Annotated in this window: 8 protein-coding genes; 2 read left to right on the top strand and 6 right to left on the bottom strand. The window is 50.6% G+C overall.

Annotated features, from left to right (window positions below):
- Nucleotides 1-117: 117 nt before the first annotated feature.
- The 3 genes from ACYVB1_RS04600 to ACYVB1_RS04590 all read right to left on the bottom strand — a co-directional run bounded on the left by ACYVB1_RS04600 (nt 118) and on the right by ACYVB1_RS04590 (nt 4,270).
- On the bottom strand, nt 118-1,164 hold the full coding sequence (locus ACYVB1_RS04600) for a LacI family DNA-binding transcriptional regulator (RefSeq protein ID WP_460921057.1): 1,047 nt from the start codon (nt 1,162-1,164) through the stop codon (nt 118-120).
- A gap of 186 nt (nt 1,165-1,350) precedes the next feature.
- Nucleotides 1,351-2,700, bottom strand: a complete 1,350-nt coding sequence (locus tag ACYVB1_RS04595) for a Gfo/Idh/MocA family protein (RefSeq protein ID WP_460921055.1) — start codon at nt 2,698-2,700, stop codon at nt 1,351-1,353.
- A gap of 148 nt (nt 2,701-2,848) precedes the next feature.
- Nucleotides 2,849-4,270, bottom strand: coding sequence for a 3-keto-disaccharide hydrolase (locus ACYVB1_RS04590; protein ID WP_460921053.1), 1,422 nt, complete (start codon nt 4,268-4,270; stop codon nt 2,849-2,851).
- A gap of 936 nt (nt 4,271-5,206) precedes the next feature.
- Here ACYVB1_RS04590 and ACYVB1_RS04585 point away from each other — a divergent pair.
- Both ACYVB1_RS04585 and ACYVB1_RS04580 read left to right on the top strand, forming a co-directional pair.
- Nucleotides 5,207-7,093, top strand: a complete 1,887-nt coding sequence (locus ACYVB1_RS04585) for a family 16 glycoside hydrolase (protein ID WP_460921051.1) — start codon at nt 5,207-5,209, stop codon at nt 7,091-7,093.
- A 29-nt stretch (nt 7,094-7,122) separates the two neighbouring features.
- On the top strand, nt 7,123-9,267 hold the full coding sequence (locus ACYVB1_RS04580) for a plastocyanin/azurin family copper-binding protein (RefSeq protein ID WP_460921049.1): 2,145 nt from the start codon (nt 7,123-7,125) through the stop codon (nt 9,265-9,267).
- Nucleotides 9,268-9,435: 168 nt separating this feature from the next.
- On the opposite strand, the gene ACYVB1_RS04575 is transcribed toward ACYVB1_RS04580, so the two are convergent.
- The 3 genes from ACYVB1_RS04575 to ACYVB1_RS04565 form a co-directional block, all read right to left on the bottom strand.
- Nucleotides 9,436-10,314: a 3-keto-disaccharide hydrolase gene (locus tag ACYVB1_RS04575; RefSeq protein WP_460921047.1), complete on the bottom strand. Its 879-nt coding sequence runs from the start codon at nt 10,312-10,314 to the stop codon at nt 9,436-9,438.
- 354 nt (nt 10,315-10,668) lie between these two features.
- Complete coding sequence (locus ACYVB1_RS04570) at nt 10,669-13,314, bottom strand: DUF7133 domain-containing protein (RefSeq protein WP_460921045.1); 2,646 nt, start codon at nt 13,312-13,314, stop codon at nt 10,669-10,671.
- 150 nt (nt 13,315-13,464) lie between these two features.
- On the bottom strand, nt 13,465-14,730 hold the full coding sequence (locus ACYVB1_RS04565) for a DUF2264 domain-containing protein (protein ID WP_460921043.1): 1,266 nt from the start codon (nt 14,728-14,730) through the stop codon (nt 13,465-13,467).
- Between the last annotated feature and the right edge of the window lie 62 nt (nt 14,731-14,792).

Raw genomic sequence — 14,792 nt, 5'->3', positions numbered from 1 at the left:
TTGGACAGGCTGCTGTTCCTTGCCGCAGCCAGCATTACTTTCTGGCTTTTTAAATTTACTAACCTTTCTCGCAATCGATTGCAGTATGCGCAAAAAAAACACTCCCTGCTACTTTTTTCAATAATCCATTACTGATACCAATTCTTTACTGGATTCCCGTTTGATTAATTCTATCGGGGTGGTGAGGGAGATAAAGCTTCTGCCTGGTTTTACTTTTTGCCGGATTAAGTCCATGATAAGCTTTGCAGCCTGCTCCCCTACCTCATAGGGGAATTGCTCTACGGAGGTAATCCGGGGCTGCATGATCTGTACACGCGGATCATTGGAGTACCCTGCCAGTTTCAAATCCTCCGGTACGCTCAGTTTCATTCTGCTGGCATACTCCATCACGGCAATGGCAGTAGTATCATTGCTGCTAAAAATCCCGTCCGGGTATGGCTTTTCTGCAAACAGCACCTCGCATGTTTTCAGCGCATTTTCATGTGTCAGTTCATGAAAGAACACCAGGCTTTCGTCCAGGGGCACCTTGTACTTCTTCAGTGCATCCTGGTAGCCGGCGTAGCGCTCACTGTACAGGCTACAGCTGAGGGGGCCACTGATGTGTGCCACCCGCCGGCAGCCCTGCTCCAGCAAGTGGAGAGTTGACTTATAGCCTCCCTGGTAGTCATCACCCTGTATTTTATGGGCAGAGTATCCTTTTGGCACCCTGTCATAAAAAACCAGGGGAACGTTGGCTTTTGAAAAAACATCGAAGGCCGAAAAGTCTTCCGTGTACAGCGTAGACGAAACTATCAGTCCTTCCACACGCAAGGCATGCAGCACGCTCACCAACTGCTTTTCCAGTACCGGTGACTCGTTTGACTGGAATATCATCAGGTTATAATCGCACTTCTGCAGCTCGTTCTGGATAGCCGTAATTACTGCTGACTGAAAGTACATGGATATGCGGGGTACAATCAGCCCAATAATATTGGACTTGCTTTTGCGAAGACTGGAAGCCATGGCGTTGAGCTGGTAGCCCGCTTTGCTCACCGCCTCCTTCACCCGCTCTTTTGTGTCCTGGCTAACGTGCGGATGGTCGCTCAAAGCCCTTGAAACGGTAGAGGTAGACACACCGAGTTCACGGGCAATGTCCTTCAATCTGTGTTGCGATTGTCTACTCATGTTGATGCTGCCACTATCCGCCGAAATCATGTTTATGGTTAAATATATGAAACTTAATACTCCCCCATGGCACAAACTAACAGGCTATCTACCTGTAAATGGCTTAACTTGTAGTGAAGCCGGGCAGGCGCCATGCTATCTGCCTGCCCGGTTCCGTATCTTATGAAAGTAACTTAACCAGCTACCTCAGCTTGCCACTACGTCCTGCTTCGCATCATCGAAGGTAACGCGCTTGCCTGTTTGCATGGCTATGCGCGTCATGATGTTGGCAACAGAATGGTTATAGCCAGCCTTTACAGAAGCATTTGGCGTCTGGCGGTTGCGCACGCACTCCATCCAGTTGCGCATGTGCAGCGAAGTCATCGGGTCGCCGCCAGTGTTGGCGTCTGTAGAAACTTTTGCCTGGTCAGGCAAAGTGTAATCTGCCAGCAGGTTGGGCTGCATGCCCATATCGGCTGCCATTCTTTTATCTAAGCCACCCTCGGATGTAATTTTGTTTGTGTCCAGGTTCAGCATCCCGCCATTGGAGTAGTACAGTTCCTTTACGCCACCGGCTGAGTTACTGAAGCGGGAAGAATACACTACCTGGAAACCTTTGGAAGGGTCGTTTGCCGGGCCATAGTCGAACACAGCGGTTAAGGTATCCGGGTTTTCACGGCCGTCATTCCACATGTAAATACCACCGTTGGCTGCCACGCTGCGCGGATGCTCCAGCCCCGTAAACCAATGCACGGTATCTATCTGGTGCGACATCCACTGCCCCGGTATACCAGATGAGTATGGCCAGAACAAGCGGTACTCCAGGTATTTCCTCGGGTCCCAGGCCACTCTTGGCCGGTTCATCAGGTAACGCTCCCAGTCCGTGTCTTCCTTTCGGATCTGGCTTACCAGGTCTGGTCTTCTCCAACGCCCCGGCTGGTTTACGTTCCAGGTCATTTCCACCATTTTGATGTCTCCAAACTTACCGGAATTGATGTATTCGTTTGCAGCAATATAGTTGGGAGCACTACGCCGCTGAGAACCTATCTGCACGATCTTACCTGTCTCTTCAACTGCCTTCAGCATTGCACGGGCGTCTTCCATTGTTTCAGCCATCGGCTTCTCCAGGTACACATCCTTCCCGTTTCGTACCGCTTCAACCCCCATCAGGGCATGCTGGAAATCAGCCGTACTGATGATGACTGCATCAATGTCCTTCTTGGAGTACAACTCGTCGTTGTTGCGGTATTTTTTTATTTTCGTGCCGTGCTTCTCCTTCACATAGGCCTCTGCCTCATCGCGGCGGCGGTTCCAGATATCAGACACACCAACAAACTCGAAGTTCATTTCCTTTGCATGGTTCATAAAAGACGGATACAAGGAATGTCTGAACCGGTCTGAGAAACCGATGATACCAACCCTTACCCTGTCGTTGGCACCCAGAATTTTCCCGTAACTTTTAGCGCTAAAGCCCATGCCCATTACAGACAAGCCGACTGTTCCCAGAACAGCTTTTTTGATAAAGTCTCTCCGGTTGTTGTTATCCTTCTGATTCATTCCTTTGTTCGTTATAGTTGAACTTTATTTAACATGCATTGCAAACTGATTCGGTTATAGCAGCGTGCAGGACTGTAGCCCCGCCTTATCTTTTCACTTCTGATGATGCCCGGCTTTCCCGTTCTTCAGGAGTGCTGGCACTTCGTTTTTACAATTCCTTGATTTTGATGCTTCTGAAGGAAACATTATTACCATGGTCCTGCAGAAGGATACGCCCTTTTTCAGCCTCCCCAAAGTTTTCCCAGTTCTTGTATTTGCTTTGAGCCACCAGGTTCCGGAATTCCTCAGAACCTCTTTCATACTCCAGCACTTTAATGCCGTTCAGCCAATGCTCCACGGTGTTGTCCGGCTTCACCACGAGGCGTGCCAGGTTCCACTCTCCCACCGGCCTGATAAAGCGGTTGTTTTTCTCAGAAGTCTTCAGGTCATATAAAGAAGCAAGGGTGCGGTTACCGTCCCGGCCCATCTTGGCATCCGGGTGCCTTTCATCATCGAGCAACTGGTACTCCAGGCCAATGGCTGAAGCATTCTTTACATTCTCTTTTTCTGTTACAAAGTACTTGATACCGCTGTTGGCACCTTCTGTCAGCTTAAACTGTACCTGCAGCTCAAAAGCGTCATACTCTTTCTCCGTCACAATGTCGCCGCCGTTCACAGACTCGCCACCGCCGGACTCCAGCACTTGCAGTTCTCCGTTCTGCACCCTCCAGCCACCTTCCGGGAACTTGTCTTTGTAAGCGCCTCTCCAGCCGTTGGTCGTGTTGCCGTCCCAAAGCAGGCTCCAGCCTTGTGCTTTCTCCTGCTCTGTCAGGGTATTCGGCACCAGGTTCACCACGAAGGCGTTGTGTCCTTCACGATGTTTCAGGTCCTCTGTTTTGATGCGGATGTTCCGCCATTTGATTTCTTTTCCGGCGTCTTCGGGCTTACCAATAGAGTGCACCTGCAGCGCAATGATACCTTTAAGGGTCACATCATCTACTACCGCCGCCACCGGCACATCATTTATCCAGGTTTTGATGCTGTTGCCAATGGCCTCGATTCTGGCCTTGTTCCACTCTCCTTTCTTGAAGGCTGACTGGGCATCCGGGTTCAACGAAAGCGGGTACAGCCATCCGCGCCTTGACTCGTCATATATTCCTCCGGTCCATTTTCTATCAGAAGGGTCTAATTCGAACTGATAGCCATGCACGCGGCCACCCATTACAGCCGGGTCTGAGATACTGCGGAACTGCACGCCACTGTTAATGTCGTTGTCCAGCATGACCTCAAACTCCAGAATATAATCGCCATATTCCTTATCAGTAGCCAGGAAACTATTAGGAGACCCTGTGACAGTGGTGCCTACGATGGTACCATCTTCTACCCTGTAGGGGGCTGTCCCGTTTACCTGTGTCCACCCTGTTAAATCCTTGCCGTTAAACAACTGTGTCCAGCCAGCTTCCTGCGCAACTTCTGTACCCTGTACAGTTTCGGCAGTCTGCACAGTTTCGGTATTACTCGAGGCGCAGCCGTACTGTGCGCAGGTGACAGGAAACAGTAAAAGCAAAAGTGGCAAATGACTTCTTTTCATTGTTTTTGATTTTTAGAATTAAATTCTGCTTTACAGGAAAGCGGAGCTTTTATTTTTTATGAAGCATGTATAAGCCCGGCCAGCTCCTTTTGGCTAATGGGTTCATGCAGATAACAACCTATTGAGCCTGCTGCTCATGATGCAAGGTGCAGAAGGTTGCTTTACCGGAATCGATTGCAGGTATTTTAAGCTTACCCCCTATTTCTGTACCCCGGACTCATTTTATCGCCTTTGCCAGCACACTGTGCAACTATGCCAGCTATTTTTTAGAGGCAGGCGCAGTTGCTATTTAGACACTGGTTAATTAGTTCTTTCTCTCAATCCTTTTAAATCTGCTAAATTAGCTTTCAGCGTTCCTGTTTTTTAGTCTTCAGCAGCCATCCAGGCTGAGTTGAACAAATCTTAAAGTCTTACTGGTTAAACACCTTTATGTATGCTTATGGCAGAAAGTTTGATATTGGAATCGATTGCAGGAAGAAGAATAATCTTCAGTTATCAGAACGCTTTGATACCATAATCAGCAGTAAAATTAACAGTGAGCAATCAATCATTTTGTATGACACTGAAATTTAACTAATTATTTTAATTTGCCAAATTATTTTTGGGATCCTCTATCACTTTTTAAATAGGATGTTCATATCATAGTGGTAGCTCACGCAAAATCAGAAGCTTTGATATGCCTGCTTCCAACTTCCTTATTCTGTATGCCATGTTCAGGAAAAAGAATGCCATGGAATAATAATTTCGTTCATTAAAGCGACCAACAAAACAGGTCATACTGCACTAAAATACCCCGGATGATGCGACACGTGAATATACTTAAGTGAGCCTTCACTCTGCCTTGCCTATATAATTCATAAGAAACTGAGTGTTAATCCCCCAGTTGATTGCTTTATTTCATCACTTTCTTTAATTATGTATTTAATCAAAGCTTTTATGAAACATCATTCATTTTCCATTCTCTTTTTCCTGATGCTCACCAGCTTCGCAGGCATGGCACAGAAAAGAGAATTACCCAATACTCCTGTTTCTCTTCAGAACCTGAATGACTTCCGACCTGCAGCAGGCAATTGGCAACTAGCGGAGGACGTATACTATGACCTCAGAAAGGCAGGCAAGGGAAAAGTACAGCCAGGTACCGGCGTGCTGGTAAACGTTCCGTCTGGTAGCAACCAGGACAACCTGTTCACTCAAATGGAGCACGGCGACATTGAGCTGGAGCTTGATTTTATGATGGACAAAGGGTCGAACTCCGGCATTTACCTGCAGGGGCGTTACGAAGTGCAGTTGTTCGATAGCTGGGGCGTACAGAACCCGACAGCAGCCGACTGCGGTGGCATCTACGAGCGCTGGGACGAAGGTCGCCCTGGCGATAGGAAAGGCTATGAAGGCCATGCGCCAGCCGTAAACGTAAGCAAAGCTCCCGGCCTGTGGCAGCATTACAAAATTGTTTTCCGGGCACCCCGCTTCAACGCGCAGGGGCAGAAAACAGCCAACGCCGTATTTGTGCAGGTGATACACAATGGGGTAACCATTCATGAAAACGTGGAAGTAACAGGGCCAACGCGTGCCGCCGCTTTCCAGGATGAGCAGCCACTGGGTCCACTCATGATACAGGGCGACCATGGCCGCGTGGCCATTCGTAACATCAGCTACAAGAAATTCGGAACAGAGCCGGTTACCCTGACGGGCCTGACGCTGAAAGCCTACGAAGGCGAAGCGAAAAATTTAGATGAGCTCGACAAGATGACGCCGGTAAAGGAAATGGACATCCAGGCACTGGCTCACCAGGGCTCCGGCACCAGAGACCAGTTCGGCGGTAAAATAAACGGCACCATCCATGTACCACGCTCCGGAGAGTACCTGTTTAGCCTGGAACTCGACTGGATACCAGCTGATAATAACTACCCGGAGAGACCGAACGGTGCCGGTGAGTTGATCATTGGTGGCAAAAAAGTAATCTCCATTGATGGGGAGCGTGGCGATGCCACCACCATGGTGCAACTGGAGGCAGGTGAGCACCCGATTGAGCTCTCATACCTGAAAAAATTCGGCTACTGGTATGCCCAGAGCAACGATTTCACCCTCGCGGTAGAGGGTTCAGGCGTACCTTATACTGCTCTGAACACGCCGCTGCGTGCAGCAGAGCCGGTGGGTGCTATTATGGTGCTGGCTGAAAAAGAGCCGGTCATGCTCAGAAGCTTTATCGAGCACAATGGAGATAAAAGAACACACACTATTTCTGTAGGAGAGCCCGGAAACGCAAATTACACCCTGGACCTGGGCACCGGCGATTTCCTGCAGTTCTGGCGCGGCAATTTTATGGAGACCACCCCAATGTGGCACGGCAGAGGCGAAAGCCAGCTGGGCGTACCGATGGGAAGCGTGATAGAACTGGCAGGCAACCCAACGCTGGCCTTCCTGAAAGACCAAAACGCGGCCTGGCCAGACTCCAACACTGCCTACAATTACCTTGGGTATGAAGTAGACAAGAGCGGCCGCCCTACCTTTAAGTATACCTTAGGCGGTGCCAGTGTAAAAGATGTGTTTGAAGTGAGCGAGGAAGGAAGAAAGCTGGTTCATTCCCTCACAGTGGTTCCAGGACAGGAGCAGGAAGAACTATGGTGCAGAGTGGCAGAAGGAAGTGAAATTAAAAAATTGCCAAATGGCCTTTATGCTGTCAACGACAAACAATACCTGATAGAGCTGCCACGCAGAGTAAAACCTGTTATCCGGAACACGGCACAAAACGGAAAAGAACTGCTGCTGCCTGTGAAAGCTAAAAAGGGCACCGCGGAGGTAAAGTATAACATTGTATGGTAGGTCTCAGGCAACAGGAAGAAAACATCATCATGAAAATTAAATCACCCATTACACGTTTTACAAAGGCTGGCCTGTTTGCCATGTGTTTGCTTACCCTTGGTGGGCAACCGGTTTTGGCGCAGAAAAAAGCCAAAGTAAACCCCGAAACAGGAAGCAAGCAACCGGCACCCGCGCCTAAGGGCCTGGAGCAGGACAATGCCATTCCGGAAGTAGAAGACGACTTCTATAAATTAATTTCATTACCCATACCGGAGGGAGTGCTGCTGGAAGTTGGTGGACTGACAACATTACCGGATGGCAGCCTTGCCGCCTGTACCCGCAGAGGAGAAGTCTGGATTATCTCCAACCCGAATGTGTCAGGTAATGCCAAGCCTACTTACAAGCGCTTCGCCTACGGACTGCATGAGCCGCTGGGGCTGGCTTATAAAGACGGCGACATTTACGTAACACAGCGCAGCGAAATCACGCGCCTCCGAGATAATGACGGTGACGGCGTAGCGGATGCTTACGATAAAGTGTATTCCTGGCCACTGTCGGGCAACTACCACGAGTATTCGTACGGTCCGCTGTTTATGCCAAACGGCAACATGCTGGTAACCCTGAACCTGGGCTGGAGCAATAGCCTGGGGCATGGCGTAAGCTTGGCACCATGGCGCGGCTGGATGCTGGAAATCACCCCGGACGGAAAAATGACACCTATTGCAGCTGGCCTGCGCTCTCCTTCTGGCTTTAACGTGAACGAGGCCGGTGACGTGTTCTATACCGAAAACCAGGGAGACTGGGTAGGTTCGGGCCGCATCACGCACCTGGAGAAAGGCGACTTTGCGGGCAACGCAGAAAGCCTTCGCTGGTCAGATCTGCCGGGTTCACCTTTCAAACTAAAGCCGGAGGATATACCAAACACCGGTGAGCCACTCTACGATGTGGCGAAGCGGGTGGACGCGCTGAAGCCGCCAGCTGTCTGGTTGCCGCACGGTATCCTGGGCATCTCTACCTCCGGTATCCTGAATGACAATACAAATGGCAAGTTCGGCCCTTTCACCAACCAGCTTTTTGTGGGAGACCAGGGGCAGAGTAAGATCATGCGGGTAGCCCTGGAGAAAGTAAAAGGGCAGTACCAGGGCGTGGTGTTTCCTTTCAGGGAAGGCTTCTCTTCAGGTATTCTTCGCCTGGTATGGGGCAGCGACGGTGCCATGTTCAGCGGCATGACCAGCCGTGGCTGGTCCTCTACTGGCAAAGAACTCTTCGGCCTGCAGCGCCTTGTGTGGACAGGTAAAACACCTTTCGAGATGAAGACCGTGCGCGCGATGCCGGATGGTTTTGAGATAGAGTACACGCTTCCTGTTGACAGGAACAAGGCAGCAGACCCAGCCGCTTATAAAATTACGGGCTTCAACTATAAATACCAGGCCGCATACGGGAGCCCTGTAATCAACAATGAGAAGTGCACTGTGCGGGGCGTAGTGGTATCAGAGGATGGCCTGAAGGCCCGCCTGGTGGTAGACGGCCTGCGGGAAGGTTACATTCATGAGATAACGGCAGAGGGTGTGCGTGCCGCAAATGGCAAGCCCCTGTTACACCAGGTAGGCTACTACACGCTTAACCAGTTCCCGGACGGTGAAAAACTAACCATTGCAGCGCCTGCGCACGACCATACGGCCATGGCCTCTACTGCTAAAACAGGGGCAAAACCTGCGGCAACAAAAACCGCTGCCGCTGCAAAAACAGCTACAGCCGCCAAGCCAGCCGCTGCCAGAGGAGCCAAGCGTGTCACCAAAAAGCCTGCTTCCTGGACAAAAGAAGCTGACATCACCATCAACGTAGGCACCAAGCCCGGGCTGAAGTTCGACCCATCGCAGATACGCGTAAAGGCGGGCAGTAAAGTAAAAGTGGTGTTCCATAACAACGACGACATGCTGCACAACTTTGTAGTGGTTATGCCGGGCACTGCCATAGAAGTAGGTGAAATGGCAATGAAGCTGGGCCTGGAAGGTCAGGAGAAGGACTATATACCGCAGACAGATAAGCTGCTGTATCATACAAAGCTGCTTCAGCCTGGCCAGACAGAAGCCATCTATTTTGAAGCGCCTGAAAAGCCCGGCGAATACACCTTTGTATGCACCGTACCGGGGCACTTCTACGTAATGCAGGGCACGCTGAAAGTGGTGGAGTAAGCGATGCTCGCAGTTCCTGCATAGGAAAAGAAGCCTTCAATTTACCTTTCGCACGTTAAGAAAGAAGTAGTTGGTATAAACAAAGAAGTCCTTCGAGTCTTGCCACTCGAAGGACTTCTTTGTTTACAAGCATTACACAAATTTTACCGCTGCCTGTGGTGTGGAGTATTAGTGGTTTTTCCGTGCCTGGAGTTCCTTCAGCACTCGGTTTAACCTCTGTGGATCACCCATATACTTTTCCAGGTTGAAAAGTTCTACCTTCCTGAATTCTATTGGATGGCTTTCGCTTTGCAGGGAGATGTACCCCTCTTTTAAAAGCTTTCCGTCCTGTTTCACTGCCGGGTCATGACCGCTGACACTGCCGCCGCCAATCTGCGGCTTCTGATACGTCAGCACAGTGTCTCCCTCCACAATATGCTTGACAATAGAATCACCCAACACCAGCGCTTCCACGCGTACCCATTGGTCGCCGTGGTAGGTTTTGGAACTGGAACTAACGCAGTGGGGCGTGAAGAGCGAATCGCCCATCATTACGTGGGTGCCGGGTGTACACAGGTTGGCAGTGCTTCGCTCATCCTGTCCATTGCCACCCAACAACTGCGCCTCCAGAGAAATCGGAAAATCCTGATCCAGGCCCATGGTATTGGCTGGTTGCGAATGCAGCATCGCGCCGCTGTTCCGGAGAGCCCATCCCTCGCCGTCTGGGGCCTGGTCCCCTACAAAGCGGTACTCCATCACCAGCAGGTAAGAAGAGAATGGCTCTTTGTAGAAGATATGCCCGTACTGTTTGTCGAAGGACTCATACTTATCATAACGTACTACCAGGTTTCCGTCTTCTACCCGGAAGGTGTTTCCGTAGTTCTCGTTCAAGGCGTGCCCTCTTATTTTGATGTCCCAGTCGTTCAGGTCTTTTCCATTAAACAGCTGCACCCACTCCTCCTGGTTAGTGCTCTCATCCTGTGCGACATTCCCATCCTGGGTGTTGTTATTCTGCGTCGTGCAGGACAGGCACGCCCCTAGCAGGCAGGTACCGAGAAAAGCTTTCATTTTCATCTTTTTGATTTTTCTGTTCTTAGTTTTATTGAAAATCGGGTGAAGCTTGGCTGACCGGCTAAATAAAAATCATGTCGTCGCACTTGCCAAAGGCTTTCACACTTGCGCAAGTTTTCAAACCTGTGCTTTTAAACGACGTCGGGTTATAAACCCGACCTTACTCCTAAAGTCACGAATCTGGAGATTGGCGCCAGCAATAAGGTTCGTATCAGCAAGTGGATAGTAACACACGTTCACCAGTAATTCGCGTCAGCAAATGACGCTGAAAGTCCCTCCCGAAATGCTTCGGGAGGGACAACATAAGGCTGCTTTACCTTAAGCAACTGACTATCCGCACACACCTACCGCTTACTTTTTCTGCTCTGAAAGGAAAGTAATAAGCGATGCAAACTCTTCGTAGGACAAGGAGTTGGCAAGTCCTGCCGGCATCATAGATGTCTCCAGCTCTTTGCGGCTAAGGATATCGCTTGTCTTGATGGTAGACACCTGGCCTGCAATGTTCCGCATCACAATTTTGTCAGCTGACTCGCTTGTGATGAAGCCCATGTAGCTCTTGTCTCCTTTAGCCGTGATAAGGACAGAGGCAAAGCCCTGCGAGATAGAGGCATTTGGCTTCAGGATAGACTCCGCTATCTGCTCCCGGTTCATGATAGAGCCAATCTGCCCCATATAGGGCCCCTTCATTGCTTCACCTTTCTCTATGCTGTGGCAGGCAATACACCCTTGCTGTGTAAAGAGGGCTTTGCCCTTCACCGCATCCCCTTTGATTTTTGCCATGGCCAGCATCACGTCTTCGATAGAGGCTTTACCTACCTGGCCTTTTTCGTTCCGGATCTTTTCAAGGTCAACGTCTACTTCTTCTGCTGCAGCTACGGCTTCATCGCCACCAAACTCGGCAATCTCCATACGGTGCCTGGCGTTGAGGTCAGCGAAGAACTGCTTTCCGTTGTCGTTTGCTTTCCCTTGTTCCTCCCTCAGGAACTTCTCAATGGCTGGCGAGGCTTCCCAAACAATTCCTTTGTAGTATGGCCCGTGCGTATCAGGCCGGGTGCTCCACCACCACGAGCCATCATAAGGCGCTTCTTTTTTGTAGAGGCGCGACAGCGTAGTCAGAATTTCACTTTTCAGTTTTTCGTCGTTTGTCTTTTGGTAAGCAGTAATCAAACCATCTACTGCTTCCGGGTCGTGCATGTAGCGCAGGGCCCAAAGCACCATCCTGGAGTTTTCCGTTCCGACAGCATTCAGAGAGGCATCCACAGCGTTTAGTGCCACCAGCGCCTGCACCGCAAGGTGTGCAGGCACAACGGCTGCGTTTGGAGTGGCATGTGGCCCTTCCGTGCCTTTTGCCGGTGCGGCCAGGGAAGCAGGAACATCAACCTGTAACAAAGCGGGTGCTACTTCCGGACGGCCCAGGCGACCCAAGCCTACTATTGCTGCTGCTTTGATCCGCTCCGAAGAACTGTTGAGTCCCTCAATAAAAGGTGCAACTGGCACATCCTTTAGATACGGCTTTCTGTCGCTGAGCGCACGTAAGGCATACTCTTTCATCTCGTTCTCCCGTGACAGCTTTACCAGGTTGGCAACACCTGTTTCCCCAGCTATCTGCGCATAGGCATACATGCCGGCAATACGGGCATAGACGGGAAGTTTTTTATCAGAAGCCACTTTCCAGGCTGCCTTTTTGGCTTTTTTAGCCGGGCGGCCAATAAGCTCCTGCTGGGCATGTAAGCGCGCCACGGCGCTTTTGGACTTAAGCAGGTTTGCCAGTTCGTTTACAGAGGCTTCCTTCAGGTTCGGGAACGGTTTATACTCCCAGTTTTCCGGTACCGCGCGCACCACGTATCCCTTGCTTGGGTTGCCGGAGTAACCTGCACCGTCCCAGGCAGCCATATACATTCTGCCTGAGGCATCAACATCCAAATCGGTGATTTGTGGCAGCTTGATGAACTCTTCTTCTTTTTGCTTGAAGCTTGCTCCGTCTGCCGTTACCCGGTGAATGTAAAGCTGGCTTCTTCCCCAGTCTGCCATCATCGGCACCTGGTTGTATTTCGCAGGCCAGGTAGGATCGTCCATAAACAAGGCACCTGTACCAGATCCTCCTCCTACGTCTACCAGGGCAGGCAGAATCTCATCTGTAAAATGCTTGAACAGCACAGGGTAACCGTACTCCCCTGACTGTATCTGGTGGCTGAAGCGAATGTTCCAGCCGCCGCCGTCGTTGGTGTTGCCCCGTGTAAAGATGTTCATGTAAGGGTCGATGGCCACGTCGTAGATATTGCGCATGCCGTGGGTGTAGACTTCCATCTCTGTGCCATCCGGACGAACACGAACAATACCGCCTCCGAGCATTGTGAGTTTTTTGCCTGTTCTGTCTACAGCATCATGGAAACCGAAGTCGCCAACAGCAATGTAAATCCAGCCGTCAATTCCCATCCGGATACCATTGGTGGCGTGGTCGGTACCGCGGCTTTGCAGGAATTTAGGGGAGCTGATGTTCTGGATGAGCGGTTTAGAAGGACCATCTGCCACACCGTCCTGGTCCGCATCCTCAAAAACCACCAGGTCCATACCCGATGCTTTTCCGGTTTCTTTAGAGAAAGTGGTGTGCAGCACAAAAACCTGGTCGCCGAGCGCGATGATGCCACGCGGGTTATCGACTTTGGCAAACACGGTGTGCTGGTCTACCTGGCCGTCGTTGTTGCTATCCACCAGCTTGACGATACTTCCTTTCTCCGGGTCCTTCCCCAGGGAGCCCATCATATCTACCCCCACGTACACTTCGCCGGTGGGTGCCACAGCAAGGGTGGCGGGGCTTGGTGTAAGTTCTGGTCCCGCAAAGGTTGTCACCTTCAGGTCGCTTGGCCAATCCTGGGCAATTGCCTTTGCCCTGTTCAGCATTTTATTGCTGTTTTGCTTCTCCGGGTTGTAGGGCATTCTGATCAAGCCACTCAACATCAGGAAAGCAAAAATCAAACTAAATTGAAGTTTTAACATTGTTTTAAATTTAGAATACTCCTTTCATGCCCCGGCAAACCTTCAGGGCCATTGGTAAAAGGAAGTTTTGTTTGAGAGATTGGAAAATCAAATTAATCATTTCAGATAACAGATGCATCATCAAACTTGTAATTGTTACCGGCTAAGCGCCTAATGCAGGTCCAGTGCGTGATCTGCCGGAAAATCCTGTCCTGTCCAAGCCTTCACGGCTGTCCAGGGTGCTGCCGGAGCAGACCAGAAAGGGTCTGACTGCGGCAAACCAAGCGGCAGGAAAATAGTGGCGCAGAGGTAGAGGCTTCCGGTAGTAATATAGAAGTCTGCGGCATCGGGCTGGTAACCGTACAAGCCGATATTCAACCAGCCATCCTTTGTAAAGGAAGAAGGCGCATCCAGTGTTTTCTTATTAACGGCTGTTAAAGCACTTCGCACCTGCCCGGGGGTAAGCGACTCCGGCAACTGCTTCCGCATCGACATGTCTGCCAGGTGATGGAAGGCCCCGCCACGGTAGGCTATAGATCGGCCAATAACAGGGAAAGAGCCGTCTGTGTTGATGTACCGTTCCTGTATCTCGGCATAGCGCTTGCTGATCTTATCAAACGTAGGAGCGTAGCGGGCATACCTGTTGTTCTGCTTGCCAGCAACTGCGAGTATGGTGGCCAGGTAAGGCTGTATAACGTAGCTGTTATAGTAATCCAGCGCAAAGTTATTTCCATCCGAGTACATGCCGTCTCCTGTGTACCAGTGCTCAGAAAACTCCCTGATTCCAAATTCAACCCGTACAACATCATACTCGATTCCGTAGTTTGCGAAGAAGGCCTCTATCATTCCTGAAAACAGGATCCAGTTGCTGTACACCGGCACAGTGTTTCGTGTCGTTTTGAAAGCTGTTACCACCTGCTCCTGCACTTTGCTGTCCAGGTTTTGCCATAACCATGGGCATTTTATCAGCCCCAGGGCCAGGAAAGAAGCGTCCACCAGGGGCTGCCCTCCGTTCCACTCCATGTAATCTTTCGCAGCGGGGTTCACCGCATTTGCCACGGCTTTTAGTGCCCATTGCCGGTACTGGTTCCGCAGCGCCACTTCTTCTTCTGAACCGCCTTCCAGGTTGAGCCATGGTCCGATGCCGCTCATCACCCTGCCGAAGGCCTCCAGGTACGCCACTTTCTCTCGTGATGCCTTGTTGTCAATTTTTTCAGACAGGGCAACGGGCATCTTTTCTTTTAACTGATCCGCTGCCAGGTTAGACATCACCGGTCGGGCTACTTTGTCCATATACTGCAGCCAAACTGCTCTGTCGTTGGCAGCGGCTGCTTTTCTTTTCTGTGCCAGAGCCTTGTTTGCCACGCTGCCCAGCAGGCAGCACAGCAGTATGGCTAGAAGTACAGGAAGTGATTTTGCTTTTCTTGTAGAGAACATTGTCATGAGGTGAAGGACCAAAAGCATGTAAGAGATGAAACATAAAAGCAAGGCCTCCTATA

The sequence above is a fragment of the Pontibacter brevis genome (assembly GCF_054779655.1).
Note: the sequence above shows the minus strand (reverse complement) of the source record. Positions and strands in the feature narration are given on the sequence as shown.

What these genes read in the sequence shown, in the direction of transcription:
- ACYVB1_RS04565 (WP_460921043.1), bottom strand. Translation starts at nt 14,730, where the DNA reads ATGTTCTCTACAAGAAAAGCAAAATCACTTCCTGTACTTCTAGCCATA.
- ACYVB1_RS04595 (WP_460921055.1), bottom strand. Translation starts at nt 2,700, where the DNA reads ATGAATCAGAAGGATAACAACAACCGGAGAGACTTTATCAAAAAAGCT.
- ACYVB1_RS04590 (WP_460921053.1), bottom strand. Translation starts at nt 4,270, where the DNA reads ATGAAAAGAAGTCATTTGCCACTTTTGCTTTTACTGTTTCCTGTCACC.
- ACYVB1_RS04570 (WP_460921045.1), bottom strand. Translation starts at nt 13,314, where the DNA reads ATGTTAAAACTTCAATTTAGTTTGATTTTTGCTTTCCTGATGTTGAGT.
- ACYVB1_RS04585 (WP_460921051.1), top strand. Translation starts at nt 5,207, where the DNA reads ATGAAACATCATTCATTTTCCATTCTCTTTTTCCTGATGCTCACCAGC.
- ACYVB1_RS04600 (WP_460921057.1), bottom strand. Translation starts at nt 1,164, where the DNA reads ATGAGTAGACAATCGCAACACAGATTGAAGGACATTGCCCGTGAACTC.
- ACYVB1_RS04580 (WP_460921049.1), top strand. Translation starts at nt 7,123, where the DNA reads ATGAAAATTAAATCACCCATTACACGTTTTACAAAGGCTGGCCTGTTT.
- ACYVB1_RS04575 (WP_460921047.1), bottom strand. Translation starts at nt 10,314, where the DNA reads ATGAAAGCTTTTCTCGGTACCTGCCTGCTAGGGGCGTGCCTGTCCTGC.